We start from the raw sequence: 16,525 nt of genomic DNA, 5'->3' as shown, positions 1-16,525 counted from the left end.
CATCAAATCAAAAGCGTGAAGCGCGTGGGGTACGGTTAGGTAAATACTGCCCACTTGGGGTCTCATAACCTTGTGACAAGCTTTGCCAAGTATAGTGCTGGGCCTGCTCGCAGGCTGTAAGTAAGCGCTCACCTACAGCCAGGCGGGCTGCAATCGACGATGCCAGCGTGCACCCCGAACCATGAAATTGCTCTGGTAAACGCGGCCATAGCCATTGTCGGGTATTATCCGGTGAATGCAGCGTCAGTAATACCTGATCGTCATTGCCGGGTAACGGATCATCGGTCGCCGACACCAGCACCGCCTGACAGCCCAGCGAAAGCAGAACTACCGCCCTTGCCGTATCGTCATCCGTTGCCTGGCATTCGGGCGTGAGCGCTGCCAATTCGGCACGGTTGGGTGTCAGGATATCGACCAGGGGAAGCAGTCGCGCGATGTACTCTTGACGCAACTCAGGTGTCGAGAGTTCAGCGCCGCCACCCGCTTTCAGCACCGGGTCGGCCACCACCGGGACTCCTGGGAAACGCCGGATAATCGATATGACCGCCTCAAGGGTTGCCTCACTACTGATCAAACCAAGCTTGATGGCCGCCACTGGCAAGGTAGCGATTTCATCGACCATCTGGTTGATGAGATGTGCATCGGTGGGCACCACCCGCACAACGTCATGGCAGTTTTGAATGGTCAGCGCGGTGGGAACGGTCACCGCCCAGCCGCCGCAGGCAGCGATGGATTCACTATCGGCGATCAACCCAGCGCCACCGGTCGGGTCATGCCCGGCCAGTACTAGCACAACAGGGGGCAATGGTTGGCGCATCAGAACGGTTTCACCACCGCCAGCAAGATAATGCCGATCAGGCCAATCACCGGTAACTCGTTAAACCAGCGGAAAAACACATGACTTTTGGTGCAGCGTGCCTGACTGAACTGCTTGAAGTAAATCAGGCAGACATGGTGATAGGCAATCAACAGCGCAATCAGCAGCAGTTTTGCGTGCATCCATCCCTGGCTGAGCCAGGCGGGTGCCAGATACAGAAGCCAGCCACCAAAAATCAGCACGGCAATCATCGACGGCATCATGATACCTCGATACAGCTTACGTTCCATGGTCGTAAAATATGTCATCGCTTGCTGGTCATCCGCATCGCGTGCCTGGGCATGGTAGACAAACAGCCTGGGTAGATAAAACATGGCGGCAAACCAGGTTACCATCGCGATTAGATGAATCGCTTTGATCCATAAATACATTGTCACTCCTTAGGCTGAGGCTCTTTGTGAGATGAATCATTATCGCGAGGATCGCTGTAATGGTAGTAACGCTCGATAGCGCCACGCGTGATGATACCTGAAATACGCCGCTGTTTCGGCCGATTACCGTGCACCACGTAAAGCGCGTCCAGAGCGTCATTCTGCAACGTCAGAAAAGCTTCGGAAAGGGTTGCCTGCAACGCGATAGGCGCCATCTCAAGCCGCTCCCCGGGTATTTCCAATAAATCGATCAACCCCTCATTGGAGGCGTTATCGCTTGAAGACTCGTCGTGCTCAATCATCCAACGCGCCAGGGCAGCGGCTTTAAGCCCAAGCACCGGCTTATCGGAAGTGGAGCGTTCGATCACCAGCCATATCGGGTTATTTTCCAGTAAGCGGCGCGCCTGATCCGGCGTTATCATCCGCGATGTGCGTACCAGATGACGCTCCATCACCGCCGGCACCGAGACCCTGGAAAGCGCTTGCATCAACGGCTGCTGCAACGGGTGCAGCCCATAGCGCACGCTGCTGATAAAAAACCCCTCGCAACCGGTCAATTGACGCGACGTCAAGCAGGCAACCACCACTGCCAACATGCCCGGCAACATGATGCCTGGCGTATGGGTGAGCTCCAGTAGTGCCATGAGCGCCGCCAGCGGTGCTTGCAAGACGGCCCCCATCATCGCCGCCATCCCCAGCATGGCATAAATGCCGGGGTCAGCGGCTTTGGCCCCCCATACCCAGCCCCCTAAGAGGCCACTCAGGGCCCCCGTCGCGGCGCCTATCACCAATACCGGGCCAATGATCCCGATAGGTACCCCGCCGGCAACCGTCAGCGCCGTCACTACCAGCTTTACCGCAATCAATGCCAGAAGTACTTGAACCGCCAACTGATTATTGAGCGCGGCAGCCACACTGTCGTAGCCAATCCCTTGCACCTCGGGAAACCAGAAAGCGGCCACACCGGTTATAAATGCAACAACCCCCAAGCGGCCCCACAATGGCCACTGCTGAAAATGCTGCAAGCGCGATAAATGGATGAACCCGCCCGCCAGCAAACCAATCACCAGCCCCGTCATCACCACCCAAGGCAGGTTCATTAATGAACCCAGGGCAACGTCGGGAATATGAAACGCCGGTTCATTGCCGTAAACCACTTGAGCCACCAGCGCCCCCATCATGGACGCCAATATAACGGGCATAAAGCTCATCATTGTGTATTCCATCATCACCACCTCCATGGCGAAGATGACACCGGCAATGGGCGTGTTGAATGAGGCCGAAATCCCCGCGGCGGTACCGCAGGCGACGAGTACCCGTAAGCTGTTGTTGGGTAGACGCATCCGCTGGCCAAGGCCACTCGACGCCGCCGCCCCAAGGTGAATGGCAGGCCCCTCGCGACCAGCAGAGAGGCCCCCCAGCACGGCTACGACGCCCACCCACCACTGGTTGAGCCAGTTTCGCAATGGAAAACGGCCTTGATGGTAGGTCAAGCGTTCAATGACATGGCCCACGCCAAGCTTGCGGGCCGCGGCTTTCTGGCGATAAAGCAAGGTGCCGATCAAGCCAACGGCCATAAACGGCAGCGCCGCCCGCCCCCAGGGCGCCAACGATTCGAACGCTTCCGGATTGCCCTCGGGCATATAAAGTAAGGCCCCCGCCGAGAGCAGCAAACGAAACACGACCATCAAGGCACCGGTAATCAGCCCCGACACCAAGCCCAATACGCACAGCTGGGGCAGCGCATCGACATTGGCCAACTGGCGCCGGAAACTGTCCAGGGTGAAATCAGATCGAGAAAAACGCGCCACAGGCGACCATCCTTGCTCTTGTGTCTATACACTCTTGTGTATCATAGCTGGCTACGCATAAACAGCTTGGTATCCTATGCTTAAGCCGTTAGCGATTCGGTTTGCGCACAAAATATGCAAGGAGTCATTGTGATCAAGGTAGGCATTGTTGGCGGCACAGGCTACACCGGCGTCGAGCTGCTTCGGCTTCTCGCCATGCATCCTCACGTCGAAGTAGCAGCGATCACGTCACGTTCAGAAGCGGGCATGAAGGTCAGCGACATGTACCCAAATCTGCGTGGGCACTACGACACGCTGGCGTTCAGCGAGCCCGATGCCAAACAGCTGGGCTGTCTGGATGCGGTGTTTTTTGCCACGCCCCACGGGGTGGCTCACGCACTGGCAGGCGAACTGCTGGATCAAGGGACCCGCGTGATTGATCTCTCCGCGGATTTTCGCCTGCGCGATGCCGACGAATGGTCTCACTGGTATGGTCAGCCCCATGGCGCACCTGCCTTGCTTGGCGAAGCGGTCTACGGCCTGCCGGAAATGCACCGTGAACAGATCAAAAAGGCGCGTCTGGTCGCTGTACCGGGGTGTTACCCTACCGCCGTTCAGTTGGGTTATCTGCCATTGCTGGAAGCCGGTTTGGTGGATGCCGGACGGCTGATCGCCGACTGCAAGTCAGGCGTCACGGGTGCCGGTCGTGGGGCTAAAGTCGGTTCGTTATTGGCCGAAGCCAGCGAGTCCATGAAAGCGTACGGTGCTTCCGGGCATCGCCACCTGCCCGAAATACGCCAAGGGCTCACCGACATTCAGGCCGGTGCCGTGAGCCTGACCTTCGTACCGCATCTGACGCCCATGATTCGCGGTATTCACGCTACCCTGTATTCGACCCTCAACGCAGCACCCGGCGACCTTCAGGCACTGTTTGAACGTCGCTACGCAGGCGAACCCTGCGTTGACGTCATGCCCGCTGGCAGCCACCCGGAAACCCGCAGCGTGAAAGGCACCAATACGTGCCGTATTGCGGTTCACCGGCCGGAGAACAGTGACACGATCGTGGTGCTATCGGTGATCGACAATCTGGTGAAAGGGGCCTCGGGGCAGGCCGTCCAAAACCTCAATCTGATGTTTGGCTTTGACGAAGCCACCGGCCTAAATGCCCCGGCTGTCATGCCCTAGCCGCCATTGGATCGGTAATAGTTGACCCTTTTGCTAGGTTTTACTCATAATTAACATTCATGCAGTCTATTCGCTTCGGGGCGAGCTTCTGTCACCAAGTGACCTTCGCCCTATTCGCTCACGGGAGGTAGCCATGAGCAGCGCAGAATCCTTTGTTCCAACGCCACTGTTGTTGTCCGATAGTGCTCAAAAACGTATCAACGCCTTGATGGCAGAGGAAAACAACTCAACACTTAAACTACGCGTTTATGTCACCGGCGGTGGCTGTTCCGGTTTCCAATACGGCTTTGATTTTGCCGATAACGTCGCTGATGACGACACCGTTATCGAATTTGGTGACGCCGCTCTGGTGGTTGATCCCCTCTCCTATCAGTATCTGGTGGGTTCAACCGTTGACTACGAAGAAGGCCTTGCCGGCGCCCGTTTTCGCGTGCAAAACCCCAATGCCACCACCACCTGTGGCTGTGGTGCATCGTTTATGGTGTAGCAGCGTCACCTCGAGTAAGGTTTGGCAGCGTCGACCCAGCGTTTATCACAATTCCCACCCGTGACTTGACGCCCCGATGGTTTCTCGCCAAGGTTATTATGTCAATAACAGGCTTGGATACCAGTCGCAAAGCGGTGAACGCTGCTTTGTGGCGCGTTGCCATACAACCACGGGGAAAAACCTATGAAATCACTGCTATCACGCACCGTATTGCCTTTATCCGCCCTGACACTTGCGTTGGGCGGCGCTTCTGTTCAGGCGCAGGAGATGCCTACCGTCAATGTCGCCACTGACCCCAGCTTCGTGCCCTTTGAGATGATGGATGAAGAAACCGGCGAGATGGTCGGCTTTGACATGGACATCATCAACGAAGTGGCCGACCGGGCGGGCTTTGAAGTCAATCTCACCACCATGGACTTTTCAGGCATTATTCCTGCCGTGCAAACCGGCAACCAGGAGATTGCCATTGCCGGTATCACCATTACCGAAGAGCGGGCGGAGATCGTTGACTTTTCTGACCCCTACTACGATTCAGGCCTGCGGATCATCGTTCGAGCCGATAGCGACGTTGAAGACATTGATGACCTGGAAGGCATGACCATCGCCACCAAGACAGGCTCCACCAGCTACGATTTCCTGGAAGAAAAGTTTGGTGACAACGCCGACTATACGCCTTACCCCGGCACTTCTGACATGTACATGGCGCTGCTGGGTCGCAACGTCGATGCCGTCTTCTACGATGCCCCCAATGTGGCGTATTTCTCGCAAACCCGGGGTGAAGGGCGCACCAAGGTGGTGGGTCCCCTCTACGAGGGCCAGCAATATGGCATCGTCTTCAACAAAGGCAGCGAGTGGGTGGAACCCACCAACGAAGCCTTGGCTGAAATGCGCGAAGACGGCACCTACGATGAAATCTATGAAAAATGGTTTGGTGAATCACCCAGCGACGAATAATTACCGCTGATCGTTTTTTGACCATTTTATCAGGGCCGGGCGGCCTCGCCCCCGGCCCTCTTTGTTTGTCTTCTCGTCTCTCAGGAGAACGCGCGTGGAACCGAGCTTTGAGTTTAATTGGGAAGCGACCATTAACTCGATTCCCCATCTGCTACCGGGGATCCCCTATACCCTGCTGATTTCCTTTGGCGGACTCGCCATCGGCTTTTTTATCGGCATCTTTTTTGGCCTTCTACGCATCAGCCCACTCCGCTGGCTGCGCTGGCCCGCCATTGTCTATGTCGAAGTCTTTCGTGGCACCCCTATTCTGGTTCAGGTGCTGTTCATCTTCTATGGTCTACCACAACTGCTAGGGAGTCCTATCAATGCCCTCGTTGCGGGCATTGCGGCCATTGCCGTTAACTCGGGGGCTTATATTTCCGAGATCGTGCGAGGCGGTGTTCAATCCATTGAACGAGGCCAGCGAGAAGCTTCCCTGTCGCTGGGGCTGTCACGTACCCAGGCGTTTCGATATGTCATCTGGCCCCAGGCGTTTCGCCGCATGATCCCGCCACTGGGCAACCAAGGCATTATCAGTATCAAGGATACCTCTTTATTTTCGGTGATCGGGGTAGGTGAGCTGGTTCGTCAGGGCCAGGTTTACATTGCCAGCACCTTTACCGCGATGGAGGTCTACCTGATGGTGGCTATCATGTACCTCGCTATCACCTGGTCCCTTTCAATCATCTTGCGCCAGCTTGAAAACAAAGGCTTGGTAGGCCAATAAGGAGACGCACAATGAACGACAATGCTCAGCAGATTGTGCGTATGCAGCAGCTCAATAAACACTTCGGTAGCCTGCACGTACTCAAAAACATTGATATGCACATCACCCCTGGTGAAGTGGTCGTGGTGATCGGTGCCAGCGGGTCGGGTAAATCGACACTGATCCGCTGCATCAACGGACTGGAGGAATTCCAGTCCGGTTCGCTGGAGGTCGACGGTAACGAGTTACTGCCCAACGGCAAAAGTGGCCAGGCACTGCAAACCATCCGCACTGAAGTCGGTATGGTGTTCCAGCAGTTCAATCTCTTTCCTCACTTAAGCGTTATCGACAACGTCACCCTTGCACCCATGAAAGTGCGCGGCTGGAACCGTTCAGATGCCCTGGAAGCTGCCAAGCGGCTCCTCGACCGGGTAGGCATCGCCGACCAGGCCGACAAGTATCCCAGTCAGCTTTCCGGCGGTCAGCAGCAGCGTGTGGCGCTCGCCCGTGCACTTGCCATGGAGCCGCGGTTAATGCTGTTTGACGAGCCTACCTCGGCGCTGGACCCTGAAATGATCGGTGAGGTGCTGGATGCCATGCGAGAGCTTGCTAAAGAAGGCATGACCATGGTCATTGTTACCCATGAAATGGGTTTCGCGCGTGAAGTTGCGGACCGTGTGGTGTTCATTCACCAGGGGGAAATCACCGAAGAGGGACCTCCTGAACAGCTGTTCGACAAGCCTCGACACGAACGTACCCAGTCATTTTTAGCCCGGGTACTCAAGCACTGAGTTAGCCAAAAAATACGCTTGATAAACGACCTTCAATGGCCTGTGATCACCACAGGCCATTTTTTTTGCCTGTGGATAAACTAATTTTCTGAATGGCCTCAATCCCTCGCTAGCCACCATCATGCCGCCTTAACGCGGGATTGATCGCATTTCCTTCACTTGTTCACAGTCACGGTAACAACTCCGGTATACACGAGTGGAAAACCCGTGCCTTATCACATCGGTGGATAAAACGAGCTTTCATCCACAGGCCCAACACCGTTTCTACTCAGTTAGTCCGCCGTTTAATCATGCAAAAGTCAACAATATAAACCATTGAAAATTATAAATTTAATTTGCTTATCAACAGATTTTGTCCACACCAGTAGTAACAACATCAATAGAACTTCTCTTATATAATATTTATGTTGTTATTAATAAGGGCTGCTGGGCCAATGGGGGTGTGGAAAAAACTGACGGTTACCCACAAGGGGTTTATACTGGCGGGCTTATTGAATTAAGGTGCTCATGCACCGACTCAACTCATCCGTGCCTGATGGCACAAGACGAGGTGTCTCTTGAATTACCCTGACCGCTTTGATGTCATTGTCATCGGCGGTGGCCATGCGGGAACTGAAGCCGCGCTGGCCTCTGCTCGCATGGGCTGTCAAACCTTGCTGCTCACGCACAACATCGAAACACTCGGCCAAATGTCGTGTAACCCGGCCATTGGCGGGATTGGCAAAAGCCATCTCGTCAAGGAAATTGATGCGCTGGGCGGCGCCATGGGGCTTGCCACAGACGCAGGTGGCATTCAGTTTCGTGTCTTGAACGCACGCAAAGGGCCTGCCGTTCGAGCAACCCGCGCCCAGGCTGACCGCGTACGCTACAAAGCAGCCATCCGTGGCATGCTTGAGAATCAGTCAAACCTGACGATTTTCCAGCAGGCTGCGGGCGACCTCATGGTCGACAACAACACGGTTCGTGGCGTGGTAACGGAAACCGGTATCCGATTTCACAGTGAATCCGTGGTGCTCTCGACCGGTACTTTCCTCGGCGGGGTAATTCACATCGGGCTCGACCAAAGTCGCGGTGGCCGAGCGGGCGATGCGCCGTCAAACGCCCTGGCTGAACGACTGCGTGCTCTGCCGTTCCGGGTTGATCGGCTGAAAACCGGTACGCCGCCGCGCATTGATGCCAAAAGCGTTGATTTCTCTCAATTTGAAGAGCAACCCGGTGACACGCCTACACCGGTAATGTCCTACCTCGGCTCACGGGAAATGCATCCTAAGCAGCTGAGCTGTCATATTACTCACACCAACGAGCGCACTCATGAAATCATCATGGCGAATCTCGAACGTTCGCCGATGTATTCGGGCGTAATCGAGGGCATCGGGCCGCGCTATTGCCCTTCGATAGAAGATAAAGTCCATCGCTTTGCTGATAAATCAAGCCACCAGATATTTATCGAACCCGAAGGTCTGGATACCAATGAGCTGTATCCCAACGGGATTTCCACTTCCCTGCCGTTCGATATACAGCTTCAGGTTGTGCGCTCGATCAAGGGCATGGAAAACGCGCATATTACTCGGCCAGGCTACGCGATCGAGTACGATTTCTTTGATCCGCGGGATTTGCAACATTCCCTGGAAACCAAGTTTATCCACAACCTGTTTTTTGCTGGGCAAATCAACGGCACGACCGGTTACGAAGAAGCCGGTGCTCAGGGCTTGCTCGCAGGCCTGAACGCGGCGCGCCGTGCCAGGCAGCTGGAGGCCTGGTATCCTCGCCGCGACGAAGCCTACCTTGGCGTGTTGGTCGATGATTTGATCACCATGGGAACCAAGGAACCTTACCGCATGTTCACGTCACGTGCGGAATACCGTCTGTTACTGCGTGAAGACAACGCCGATCTCCGGCTCACTGAAAAAGGCCGCGAATTGGGGCTGGTGGATGACGTGCGCTGGGCAGCATTCAGTCAAAAGCGCGATGCCATCGAACAGGAGTCAGCCCGTCTTGCCAGCACCTGGGTTCAGCCTAAAAGCCCGGCCGCCACTGTCATTGCCGAGCACACCGGCCAGGCGCTGAACCGCGAATACCGGCTGAGCGATCTGCTTAAACGCCCGGAACTGACCTATGAGGCCTTGACCCATCTTCCCGGTCTGGAGGCTTCGCCGGTGACCGACGAAGCTGTCGCTGAACAAGTCCAGATTCAAGCCAAGTATCAGGGCTATATCGATCGTCAGCAGGACGAAATTGATAAACTCAAGCGCCATGAGGCAATGCCCCTACCTGCTGATCTGGACTATCAGGGCATTGAAGGCCTGTCCAATGAAATTCGCCAGAAACTCAGCGAAGCACGGCCTGAAACCCTCGCCCAGGCAGCGCGTATTTCGGGTGTGACGCCTGCGGCTGTCTCGATTTTGCTGATCCAACTCAAGAAACGTCGGCTTATATCGACACCTGAGGTAGCCAACGGATGAGCAGCGTAACGACGCTGTTTTCCGGTTTGCCCAGCCAGGTCGCAACACGGCTGGATGAAGGGCTCAGCGCATTAGGCACCCCCATAACATCCCGGCAGCATGACCAGTTGCTAGGGCTGCTCGCTCTATTGCACAAGTGGAACCGGGCTTATAATCTCACCGCAGTGCGCGATGTTAACGACATGGTATCGCGCCACGTGCTGGATAGTGCCGCCGTGCTGCCGTTTGTCGAAGGGCCCAGGCTGCTTGATGTCGGTTCAGGGCCAGGACTGCCGGGACTGGTTCTGGCCATTCTCAAGCCCGAGCTATCCGTGACCCTTCTGGACAGCAACGGCAAAAAAGTCCGCTTTCAGCGTCAGGCGGTGATGGAACTGGGGCTGTCGAATGTGACACCGGTTCAAGCGCGGGTAGAACAGTTTGCTGAAAGTGTCTTCGATCAAGTGATTTCGCGGGCATTCGCCAGCCTGGTGGATTTTGTTAATCTGACGCGCAAACTCCCGACGGCCGAAGGGCAATGGCTGGCGATGAAAGGCCCTGGTGCCAATGAAGAATTACGCGATCTGCCGGGTGACGTTCAGCTTCACGCAAGACACACGTTAAATGTCCCCTTTGAGACGGCCGAGCGACAGCTGTTGATACTGACCCCACAAGGAGTTGAGTAAGTGAGCCAGATCATTGCCCTGACCAACCAGAAAGGCGGCGTGGGCAAGTCCACTTCAGCCGTCAACTTGGCGTCCAGCCTTGCCGGACTCGACCGCCGTGTACTGCTGGTGGATCTCGATCCTCAGGGACACGCCAGCATGGGCAGTGGTATCGACAAGCACAGCCTGGAAAAAAGCGTTCTTGACGTCCTCTTGGGAGAAGCGAGCGCCGCCGACGCGATTGTCCGGCAGCCGCCCGTGAAATATGACGTGCTACCCAGCAACGGTGACTTGACCGCTGCGGAAGTCGAACTCATGCATTCAGATCAGCGTGAAAGCGGCTTGTCGACGGCGCTGACGGGCGTTATGTCACAATACGACGTCGTGCTGATTGACTGCCCACCGTCGCTTAATATGCTGACAGTGAATGCCCTTACGGCAGCTCACGGCGTGTTGATTCCGCTGCAGTGTGAATTCTATGCACTGGAAGGCCTCTCGGCGTTGCTGGATACGGTCGAGCAGATTAAGCAGAGCATCAACCCGGATCTGGCTGTCTCCGGTATTCTGCGCACCATGTACGACAAGCGCACGAGCCTGACCCGTGAAGTTGACAAGCAACTGCGTGATTATTTCGGCGATGCCCTGCTGAAAACCACGATTCCGCGTAATGTTAAAGTGGCCGAAGCGCCCAGTCATGGCCTGCCGGTTACCCAGTACGCGCGCTTTTCGCGCGGCAGCCAGGCCTATCGTGTGTTAGCGAAAGAACTAATTCGTCGACTCGCGCTATAATCACCACGACTGATCTATTTATCACGAGGGAATGCCCATGACGCGTAAACCCGCACTAGGACGTGGCTTGGATGCTCTGATTGGTGCTGGTGCACGTCGCCGCGATAGCCTTGAATTGGCGGCGGGTTCATACTCACCGGCAGACAGCGATGCTGCCGCGGATACGGCCACCTCACCGGGTCAGGAACGCCTTGAACGTTTACCGCTCGGCCAGCTATCGCGGGGTAAATACCAGCCGCGCCGCGATATTCAGCCGGAAGCGCTGGAAGAGCTCGCCGACTCGATCCGTTCTCAAGGGGTCATGCAGCCCATCGTGGTCCGCCCGATTGGTGAAGATCGCTACGAGATTGTGGCCGGCGAACGCCGCTGGCGGGCGGCTCAGCTTGCCGAATTGGATGTTATCCCCGCGGTTATCCGGGAAGTCAGCGACGAAGTTGCCCTGGCGCTGGCACTGATCGAAAACATTCAGCGCGAAAACCTCAATGCCATTGAAGAAGCGCTGGCATTGAAACGGTTAGGCGACGAGTTTGAAATGACCCAGCAGCAGATGGCCGATGCGGTAGGCAAATCGCGTACCCAGGTGGCCAATCTGTTACGTCTGCTGGCGCTGGATAATGAGGTACAGACGCTGCTCGAACGCGGTGATCTGGATATGGGGCATGCGCGCGCCCTGCTGACACTGAACAGCGCCCAGCAGCGCCAGGTTGCCCACGAAGTGGTCAATAATGATCTTACCGTTCGTGCCACTGAGGCGCTGGTAAAAAAGGTGCAAAGCCAGCCGGCAGCGTCAACATCATCGAAGCGCCAGACCAAAAGCGCTGATGTAACGCGGCTGGAAACCCAACTGGGTGAACTGCTGGGTGCGCCGGTGTCCATTGACCATGGTCAGAGAGGCAAAGGGAAAGTCACTATTCGCTACACCAGCCTGGAAGAGCTGGATGGCATCTTGGGGCATATCAAATAGTCTGCTATCTATTTGTTGATAGCAGACTTATTAAAAAATGGCGTGATACCGCTATTTTTTCACCCTTTGGTCGCATATAGGCGCTTGGACACGCGAAATACGCACAACTTCGGTTGAAGGTCTTATAGCCCTTCCCTATAATCGCGCAAGATTTGTGCAAGTTATTCGCACGGCAGCGGCATAACGATTCAATCAACGGGCTGGGTATTGATGCAGCGACAGGAAGCCCAGCGGCGAAAAATCTACAGCATTCGACTCATACTCCTGCAGTCAGCCGTCATGTTGACTGGAATGCTAATAGCCTATCCGTATGCACAGATATCGGGTGTGCAGTCGGTGTTCCTGGGGGCCATTGTCGGCTTGCTGCCGCAGATTTTTTTTATTCAGCGCATGGGTATATTTCGGTCAACACCACCGGCAAGGGGGACGGCCAATTTCTCTCGCGCTGCGACAGGCAAGTTTGGTTTGACGGTGGCACTGTTCGTAGCAGTCTTCATCGCAGCGCCTCCCTCAAACCCAGCTTTATTTTTTAGTGCTTATGTGGCGGTTGTTCTGACGCATTGGTTTACGCCCTCTTTAATGCCCGGAAAATCGCACCACTCATTGAGGTAATACGTCTATGGCCGCAGAAAACGAAGTCTCAGCGATTTACTATATTCAGCACCATTTACAGAATTTGACGTTTGGAAATCATCCTCAAAACGGATGGTCGCTGGCAGGTTCTGCTGAAGAAGCCAGGGAGATGGGGTTCTGGGCAATTCACCTGGACACCATGGGCTGGTCGATTGCCATGGGGTTGCTATTTATTTGGGTGTTCCGAAAAGCGGGTAAGATAGCCACCACCGGCGTACCCGGTGGCCTGCAAAACGCGGTGGAAATGGTAGTCGAGTTTATTGAAAACCTTACTCGCTCTACCTTCCATGGCAGCAATAAGCATATTGCACCCATCGCCTTGACGCTGTTCGTGTGGATCCTTCTCATGAATACGTTGAAAATCATACCGGTTGACTACTTTCCTGAATTGTTCGGAAAGCTCGGTTTTGAGTATATGAAAATCGTGCCGACCACCGATGTGAACGCTACCTTGGGTATGGCACTCGGCGTCTTCTTGATGATTCTTTACTACAGTATCAAGGTGAAAGGAGCAGGTGGCTTTGCCAAGGAACTCTCACTGACCCCCTTCAACCACTGGTCACTGATTCCATTTAATCTAGTGCTGGAAATAGTCGGTTTAATCGTTAAGCCTATCAGCCTTGGCCTACGTCTCTTCGGCAACATGTTTGCCGGTGAAGTGATTTTTATCCTGATCGCCCTCCTGCCATTCTGGGCAATCTGGCTGTTAGATGTGCCGTGGGCCATCTTCCATATCTTAGTGGTATCATTACAGGCCTTCATCTTCACGACATTATCCATCGTGTACCTGAGTGCCGCGCATGAGCGCCACTGACAAAGAGCAACGCTTTGCAACTAAACCCTAACCTAAACCCTTGAAATTAACGCACTATTAGGAGCTTCACCATGGAAGTCATTTACATTGCTGCCGCCATCATCATCAGTGTTAGCGCTTTGGCTACCGGTATTGGTTTTGCCATGCTGGGGGGCAAGTTACTCGAGTCCACTGCACGCCAGCCGGAAATGGGTGACCAACTGCAAACCAAAACCTTCATCATGGCCGGTCTTCTGGATGCGGTGCCGATGATCGGTGTCGGTATTGCGATGTACCTGATCTTCGTTGTTGCCGGTTAATGAGAACATTTCCGAGCGGCATCCCCGCTCGGTCTTGTTTCACTCCGGTCGCCACGAACTTGTCAGAGGTACATTCCTGTGAATATCAACATGACGCTAATCGGGCAGACGATCGCCTTCGCGATCTTTGTCTGGTTTTGCATAAAGTATGTGTGGCCACCGATCAGCAACGCGCTCCATGAGCGTCAGAAGAAAATTGCTGATGGCCTGGACGCAGCCAGCCGTGCTTCCCGGGATCTCGAAGTCGCCCAGGAGAAGGCTGAACAAACCCTGCGTGAAAGCAAGGAGCAGGCTTCGCAAATTCTCGAGCAGGCCAACAAGCGTTCTGCTCAGATCGTTGAAGAAGCCCGCGATCAGGCCCGCGCTGAAGGCGAACGCCTGGTGGCAAGCGCACGTTCCGAGATTGAGCAAGAAGTTAACCGTGCTAAAGAGGATCTTCGTGCCCAAGTCTCTCACCTTGCCATTATCGGTGCTGAGCGCGTCTTGGAAGCGTCGGTCGACGAACAAGCCCATCGCAAGTTACTCGATGAGCTTGCTGCCGAACTGTAAGGAGGTGAACCATGGCGGAATTATTGACCGTCGCTCGTCCTTACGCTAAGGCGGCGTTTGAATACGCGCGTGATCATGAGGCGCTGGATAGCTGGTCGACATCGCTTGCTACTTTGAGCCAAGCCGTCGCTGACAGTGACGTGCAACGCCTGTTGGGTAATCCGAAACTGGCAACTGAACAGAAAGCTGAATTGTTGGCGAGTGTGTTGCCTGATCAAGGCGATGACGCTCTTCGGCGGTTTCTGGATACCCTGGCAGGCGAGGGCCGACTTAAAGCATTGCCGTATATCGCTGATCAGTTCGGTCGCCTACGCGCCGAACATGAACAGCGTGTAGAGGTCACGGTGATTTCGGCCTACAAGCTTGATAGCAAGCAGAAAACCAAGCTATCGAACGCGCTCAAGAAACGTCTGAATCGCAAAATCTCCATTACTACTCAGGTGGACAAATCGCTTATTGGCGGCGTTATCCTGCGTGCTGGTGATACCGTCATTGACGGGTCGGTACGTGGACGTTTGAACCGCCTTTCCGAAGCGCTAACCGCTTGAGTCTGAGGGACATGGCATGCAGCAACTGAATCCTTCCGAGATCAGCGACATTATCAAGCAGCGAATTGAGAAGCTTGACGTCGCATCCGAAGCCCGTAATCAGGGCACCATCGTTAGCGTTTCCGACGGTATCGTGAAAGTTCACGGCCTCGCAGACGCAATGTTTGGTGAAATGATTGAATTTCCCAACAGCGTTTTTGGCATGGTACTGAACCTGGAGCGTGACTCCGTAGGTGCCGTGGTGCTGGGTGACTACCTGCTGCTTGAAGAGGGCATGACCGCCAAGTGTACCGGTCGTATTCTCGAAGTACCGGTAGGCCCTGAACTGATTGGCCGCGTCGTCGATGCGCTGGGTAACCCCATTGATGGTAAAGGCGATATCGACGCAAAAATGACCGATGCCGTCGAGAAAGTGGCGCCGGGCGTCATTACCCGCCAATCCGTTGACGAACCAATCCAGACGGGCTTGAAATCGATTGACTCCATGGTGCCGATCGGTCGTGGCCAGCGCGAGCTGATCATCGGTGACCGCCAGATCGGTAAGTCCGCCATTGCCATTGATGCCATCATCAACCAGAAAGGCAAGGGCGTGACCTGTGTCTATGTGGCGATCGGTCAGAAACAGTCGACCATTGCCAACGTGGTACGCAAGCTCGAAGAGCACGGCGCGATGGAACATACCATCATCGTCGCCGCTGGCGCTGCCGATCCGGCACCCATGCAGTTCCTGGCAGCCTATTCAGGTTGCACCATGGGCGAATATTTCCGCGACCGTGGTGAAGACGCACTGATTGTCTATGACGATCTTTCCAAGCAGGCCGTGGCTTATCGTCAGGTATCGCTGTTGCTGCGCCGTCCGCCGGGTCGTGAAGCCTATCCGGGTGACGTCTTCTATCTCCACTCGCGTCTGCTGGAACGTGCTGCACGGGTTAACGTCGACTACGTCGAGAAGTTTACGGGCGGTGAAGTGAAAGGCAAGACCGGTTCATTGACCGCACTGCCGATCATCGAAACCCAGGGTGGCGACGTGTCCGCGTTCGTTCCGACCAACGTGATCTCGATCACCGACGGTCAGATCTTCCTGGAAACCAACCTGTTCAACTCCGGTATTCGTCCGGCGATTAACGCAGGTCTGTCGGTTTCCCGTGTCGGTGGTTCGGCGCAGACCAAGATCATCAAGAAGCTCGGCGGTAGCGTGCGCCTTGCCCTGGCGCAGTATCGTGAACTGGCGGCATTCTCGCAGTTTGCGTCTGACCTGGACGAAGCCACGCGCAAGCAGCTGGAGCATGGTCAGCGCGTCACCGAGTTGATGAAGCAACACCAATACTCGCCGATGTCGGTAGCCCAGATGGCGCTTACGCTTTACGCGGCCAACGAAGGTCACCTGGATGATGTCGAAGTAAACAAAGTGCTGGACTTCGAGCGTGCTCTGCACGACTACATGAAGGCTGAACACAGCGATTTGCTCGACAAGATCAACCAGACCGGCGACTACAACGACGAGATCAAAGACGGCTTGAAGTCGGGTCTCGAGAAGTTCAAGGCGACTCAGAGCTGGTAATGTCTGGCCCGTCTGTATTGGGCGGGTTTGCATGCTTTCTGAGAGCCACGAACGAAAGGTAGATC

18 protein-coding genes are annotated in these 16,525 nt (G+C 55.1%); 15 read left to right on the top strand and 3 right to left on the bottom strand.

The window, feature by feature from the left end; translation table 11 throughout:
* Nucleotides 1–7: 7 nt before the first annotated feature.
* Genes thiD through BMX75_RS02555 form a run of 3 tightly spaced genes read right to left on the bottom strand, consistent with a single transcriptional unit; the run spans nucleotide 8 to nucleotide 3,059 of the window.
* Complete coding sequence (gene thiD, locus BMX75_RS02565) at nucleotides 8–817, bottom strand: bifunctional hydroxymethylpyrimidine kinase/phosphomethylpyrimidine kinase (RefSeq protein ID WP_092824976.1); 810 nt, start codon at nucleotides 815–817, stop codon at nucleotides 8–10.
* Nucleotides 817–1,248 carry a protoporphyrinogen oxidase HemJ gene (hemJ, locus tag BMX75_RS02560; RefSeq protein WP_066315640.1) on the bottom strand — a complete coding sequence of 144 codons (432 nt, stop codon included), beginning with the start codon at nucleotides 1,246–1,248 and terminating at the stop codon, nucleotides 817–819. Before hemJ ends, thiD begins: the two co-directional genes overlap by 1 nt.
* A 2-nt stretch (nucleotides 1,249–1,250) precedes the next feature.
* Nucleotides 1,251–3,059, bottom strand: a complete 1,809-nt coding sequence (locus tag BMX75_RS02555) for a chloride channel protein (protein ID WP_092824974.1) — start codon at nucleotides 3,057–3,059, stop codon at nucleotides 1,251–1,253.
* A gap of 129 nt (nucleotides 3,060–3,188) precedes the next feature.
* Here BMX75_RS02555 and argC point away from each other — a divergent pair, with 129 nt between their 5' ends.
* From argC to atpA, 15 genes are all read left to right on the top strand, one after another.
* The gene (gene argC / locus BMX75_RS02550) at nucleotides 3,189–4,223 is read left to right on the top strand and encodes an N-acetyl-gamma-glutamyl-phosphate reductase (protein WP_092824972.1); all 1,035 of its coding nucleotides are present in this window, start codon (nucleotides 3,189–3,191) and stop codon (nucleotides 4,221–4,223) included.
* A gap of 133 nt (nucleotides 4,224–4,356) precedes the next feature.
* On the top strand, nucleotides 4,357–4,710 hold the full coding sequence (gene erpA, locus BMX75_RS02545) for an iron-sulfur cluster insertion protein ErpA (RefSeq protein WP_066315652.1): 354 nt from the start codon (nucleotides 4,357–4,359) through the stop codon (nucleotides 4,708–4,710).
* 183 nt (nucleotides 4,711–4,893) lie between these two features.
* Nucleotides 4,894–5,664 (top strand): transporter substrate-binding domain-containing protein, encoded by a 771-nt coding sequence (locus BMX75_RS02540; protein ID WP_092824970.1) that lies wholly within the window; start codon nucleotides 4,894–4,896, stop codon nucleotides 5,662–5,664.
* 94 nt (nucleotides 5,665–5,758) lie between these two features.
* Nucleotides 5,759–6,430 carry an amino acid ABC transporter permease gene (locus tag BMX75_RS02535; protein ID WP_092824968.1) on the top strand — a complete coding sequence of 224 codons (672 nt, stop codon included), beginning with the start codon at nucleotides 5,759–5,761 and terminating at the stop codon, nucleotides 6,428–6,430.
* Between the two features lie 11 nt (nucleotides 6,431–6,441).
* Nucleotides 6,442–7,200: an amino acid ABC transporter ATP-binding protein gene (locus BMX75_RS02530; protein WP_092824966.1), complete on the top strand. Its 759-nt coding sequence runs from the start codon at nucleotides 6,442–6,444 to the stop codon at nucleotides 7,198–7,200.
* A gap of 557 nt (nucleotides 7,201–7,757) precedes the next feature.
* Nucleotides 7,758–9,662: a tRNA uridine-5-carboxymethylaminomethyl(34) synthesis enzyme MnmG gene (mnmG, locus tag BMX75_RS02525; protein WP_092824964.1), complete on the top strand. Its 1,905-nt coding sequence runs from the start codon at nucleotides 7,758–7,760 to the stop codon at nucleotides 9,660–9,662.
* A complete protein-coding gene (rsmG, locus tag BMX75_RS02520; RefSeq protein WP_092824962.1) occupies nucleotides 9,659–10,324 on the top strand; it encodes a 16S rRNA (guanine(527)-N(7))-methyltransferase RsmG in 666 nt (221 codons plus the stop codon). Before mnmG ends, rsmG begins: the two co-directional genes overlap by 4 nt.
* The gene (locus tag BMX75_RS02515) at nucleotides 10,325–11,092 is read left to right on the top strand and encodes a ParA family protein (RefSeq protein ID WP_092824960.1); all 768 of its coding nucleotides are present in this window, start codon (nucleotides 10,325–10,327) and stop codon (nucleotides 11,090–11,092) included. It begins immediately after the preceding gene.
* Between the two features lie 37 nt (nucleotides 11,093–11,129).
* A complete protein-coding gene (locus BMX75_RS02510) occupies nucleotides 11,130–12,056 on the top strand; it encodes a ParB/RepB/Spo0J family partition protein (protein WP_092824958.1) in 927 nt (308 codons plus the stop codon).
* 210 nt (nucleotides 12,057–12,266) lie between these two features.
* Entirely contained in the window at nucleotides 12,267–12,668 is a 402-nt protein-coding gene (locus BMX75_RS02505; RefSeq protein ID WP_092824956.1) for an ATP synthase subunit I, read from the top strand.
* A 7-nt stretch (nucleotides 12,669–12,675) separates the two neighbouring features.
* Nucleotides 12,676–13,503 carry a F0F1 ATP synthase subunit A gene (gene atpB / locus BMX75_RS02500; RefSeq protein ID WP_092824954.1) on the top strand — a complete coding sequence of 276 codons (828 nt, stop codon included), beginning with the start codon at nucleotides 12,676–12,678 and terminating at the stop codon, nucleotides 13,501–13,503.
* A gap of 71 nt (nucleotides 13,504–13,574) precedes the next feature.
* On the top strand, nucleotides 13,575–13,802 hold the full coding sequence (gene atpE / locus BMX75_RS02495) for a F0F1 ATP synthase subunit C (RefSeq protein ID WP_092824952.1): 228 nt from the start codon (nucleotides 13,575–13,577) through the stop codon (nucleotides 13,800–13,802).
* A 78-nt stretch (nucleotides 13,803–13,880) separates the two neighbouring features.
* A complete protein-coding gene (locus tag BMX75_RS02490; RefSeq protein WP_066315677.1) occupies nucleotides 13,881–14,351 on the top strand; it encodes a F0F1 ATP synthase subunit B in 471 nt (156 codons plus the stop codon).
* Between the two features lie 11 nt (nucleotides 14,352–14,362).
* Complete coding sequence (locus tag BMX75_RS02485) at nucleotides 14,363–14,899, top strand: F0F1 ATP synthase subunit delta (protein ID WP_092824950.1); 537 nt, start codon at nucleotides 14,363–14,365, stop codon at nucleotides 14,897–14,899.
* A gap of 16 nt (nucleotides 14,900–14,915) precedes the next feature.
* Complete coding sequence (gene atpA / locus BMX75_RS02480; RefSeq protein ID WP_092824948.1) at nucleotides 14,916–16,460, top strand: F0F1 ATP synthase subunit alpha; 1,545 nt, start codon at nucleotides 14,916–14,918, stop codon at nucleotides 16,458–16,460.
* Nucleotides 16,461–16,525 lie beyond the last annotated feature (65 nt).

The sequence above is a fragment of the Vreelandella subterranea genome (genome assembly GCF_900111305.1).
GTDB lineage: Bacteria > Pseudomonadota > Gammaproteobacteria > Pseudomonadales > Halomonadaceae > Vreelandella > Vreelandella subterranea.
The sequence above is the reverse complement of the archived record's forward strand: the minus strand, read 5'-3'. Positions and strand labels throughout refer to the sequence as shown.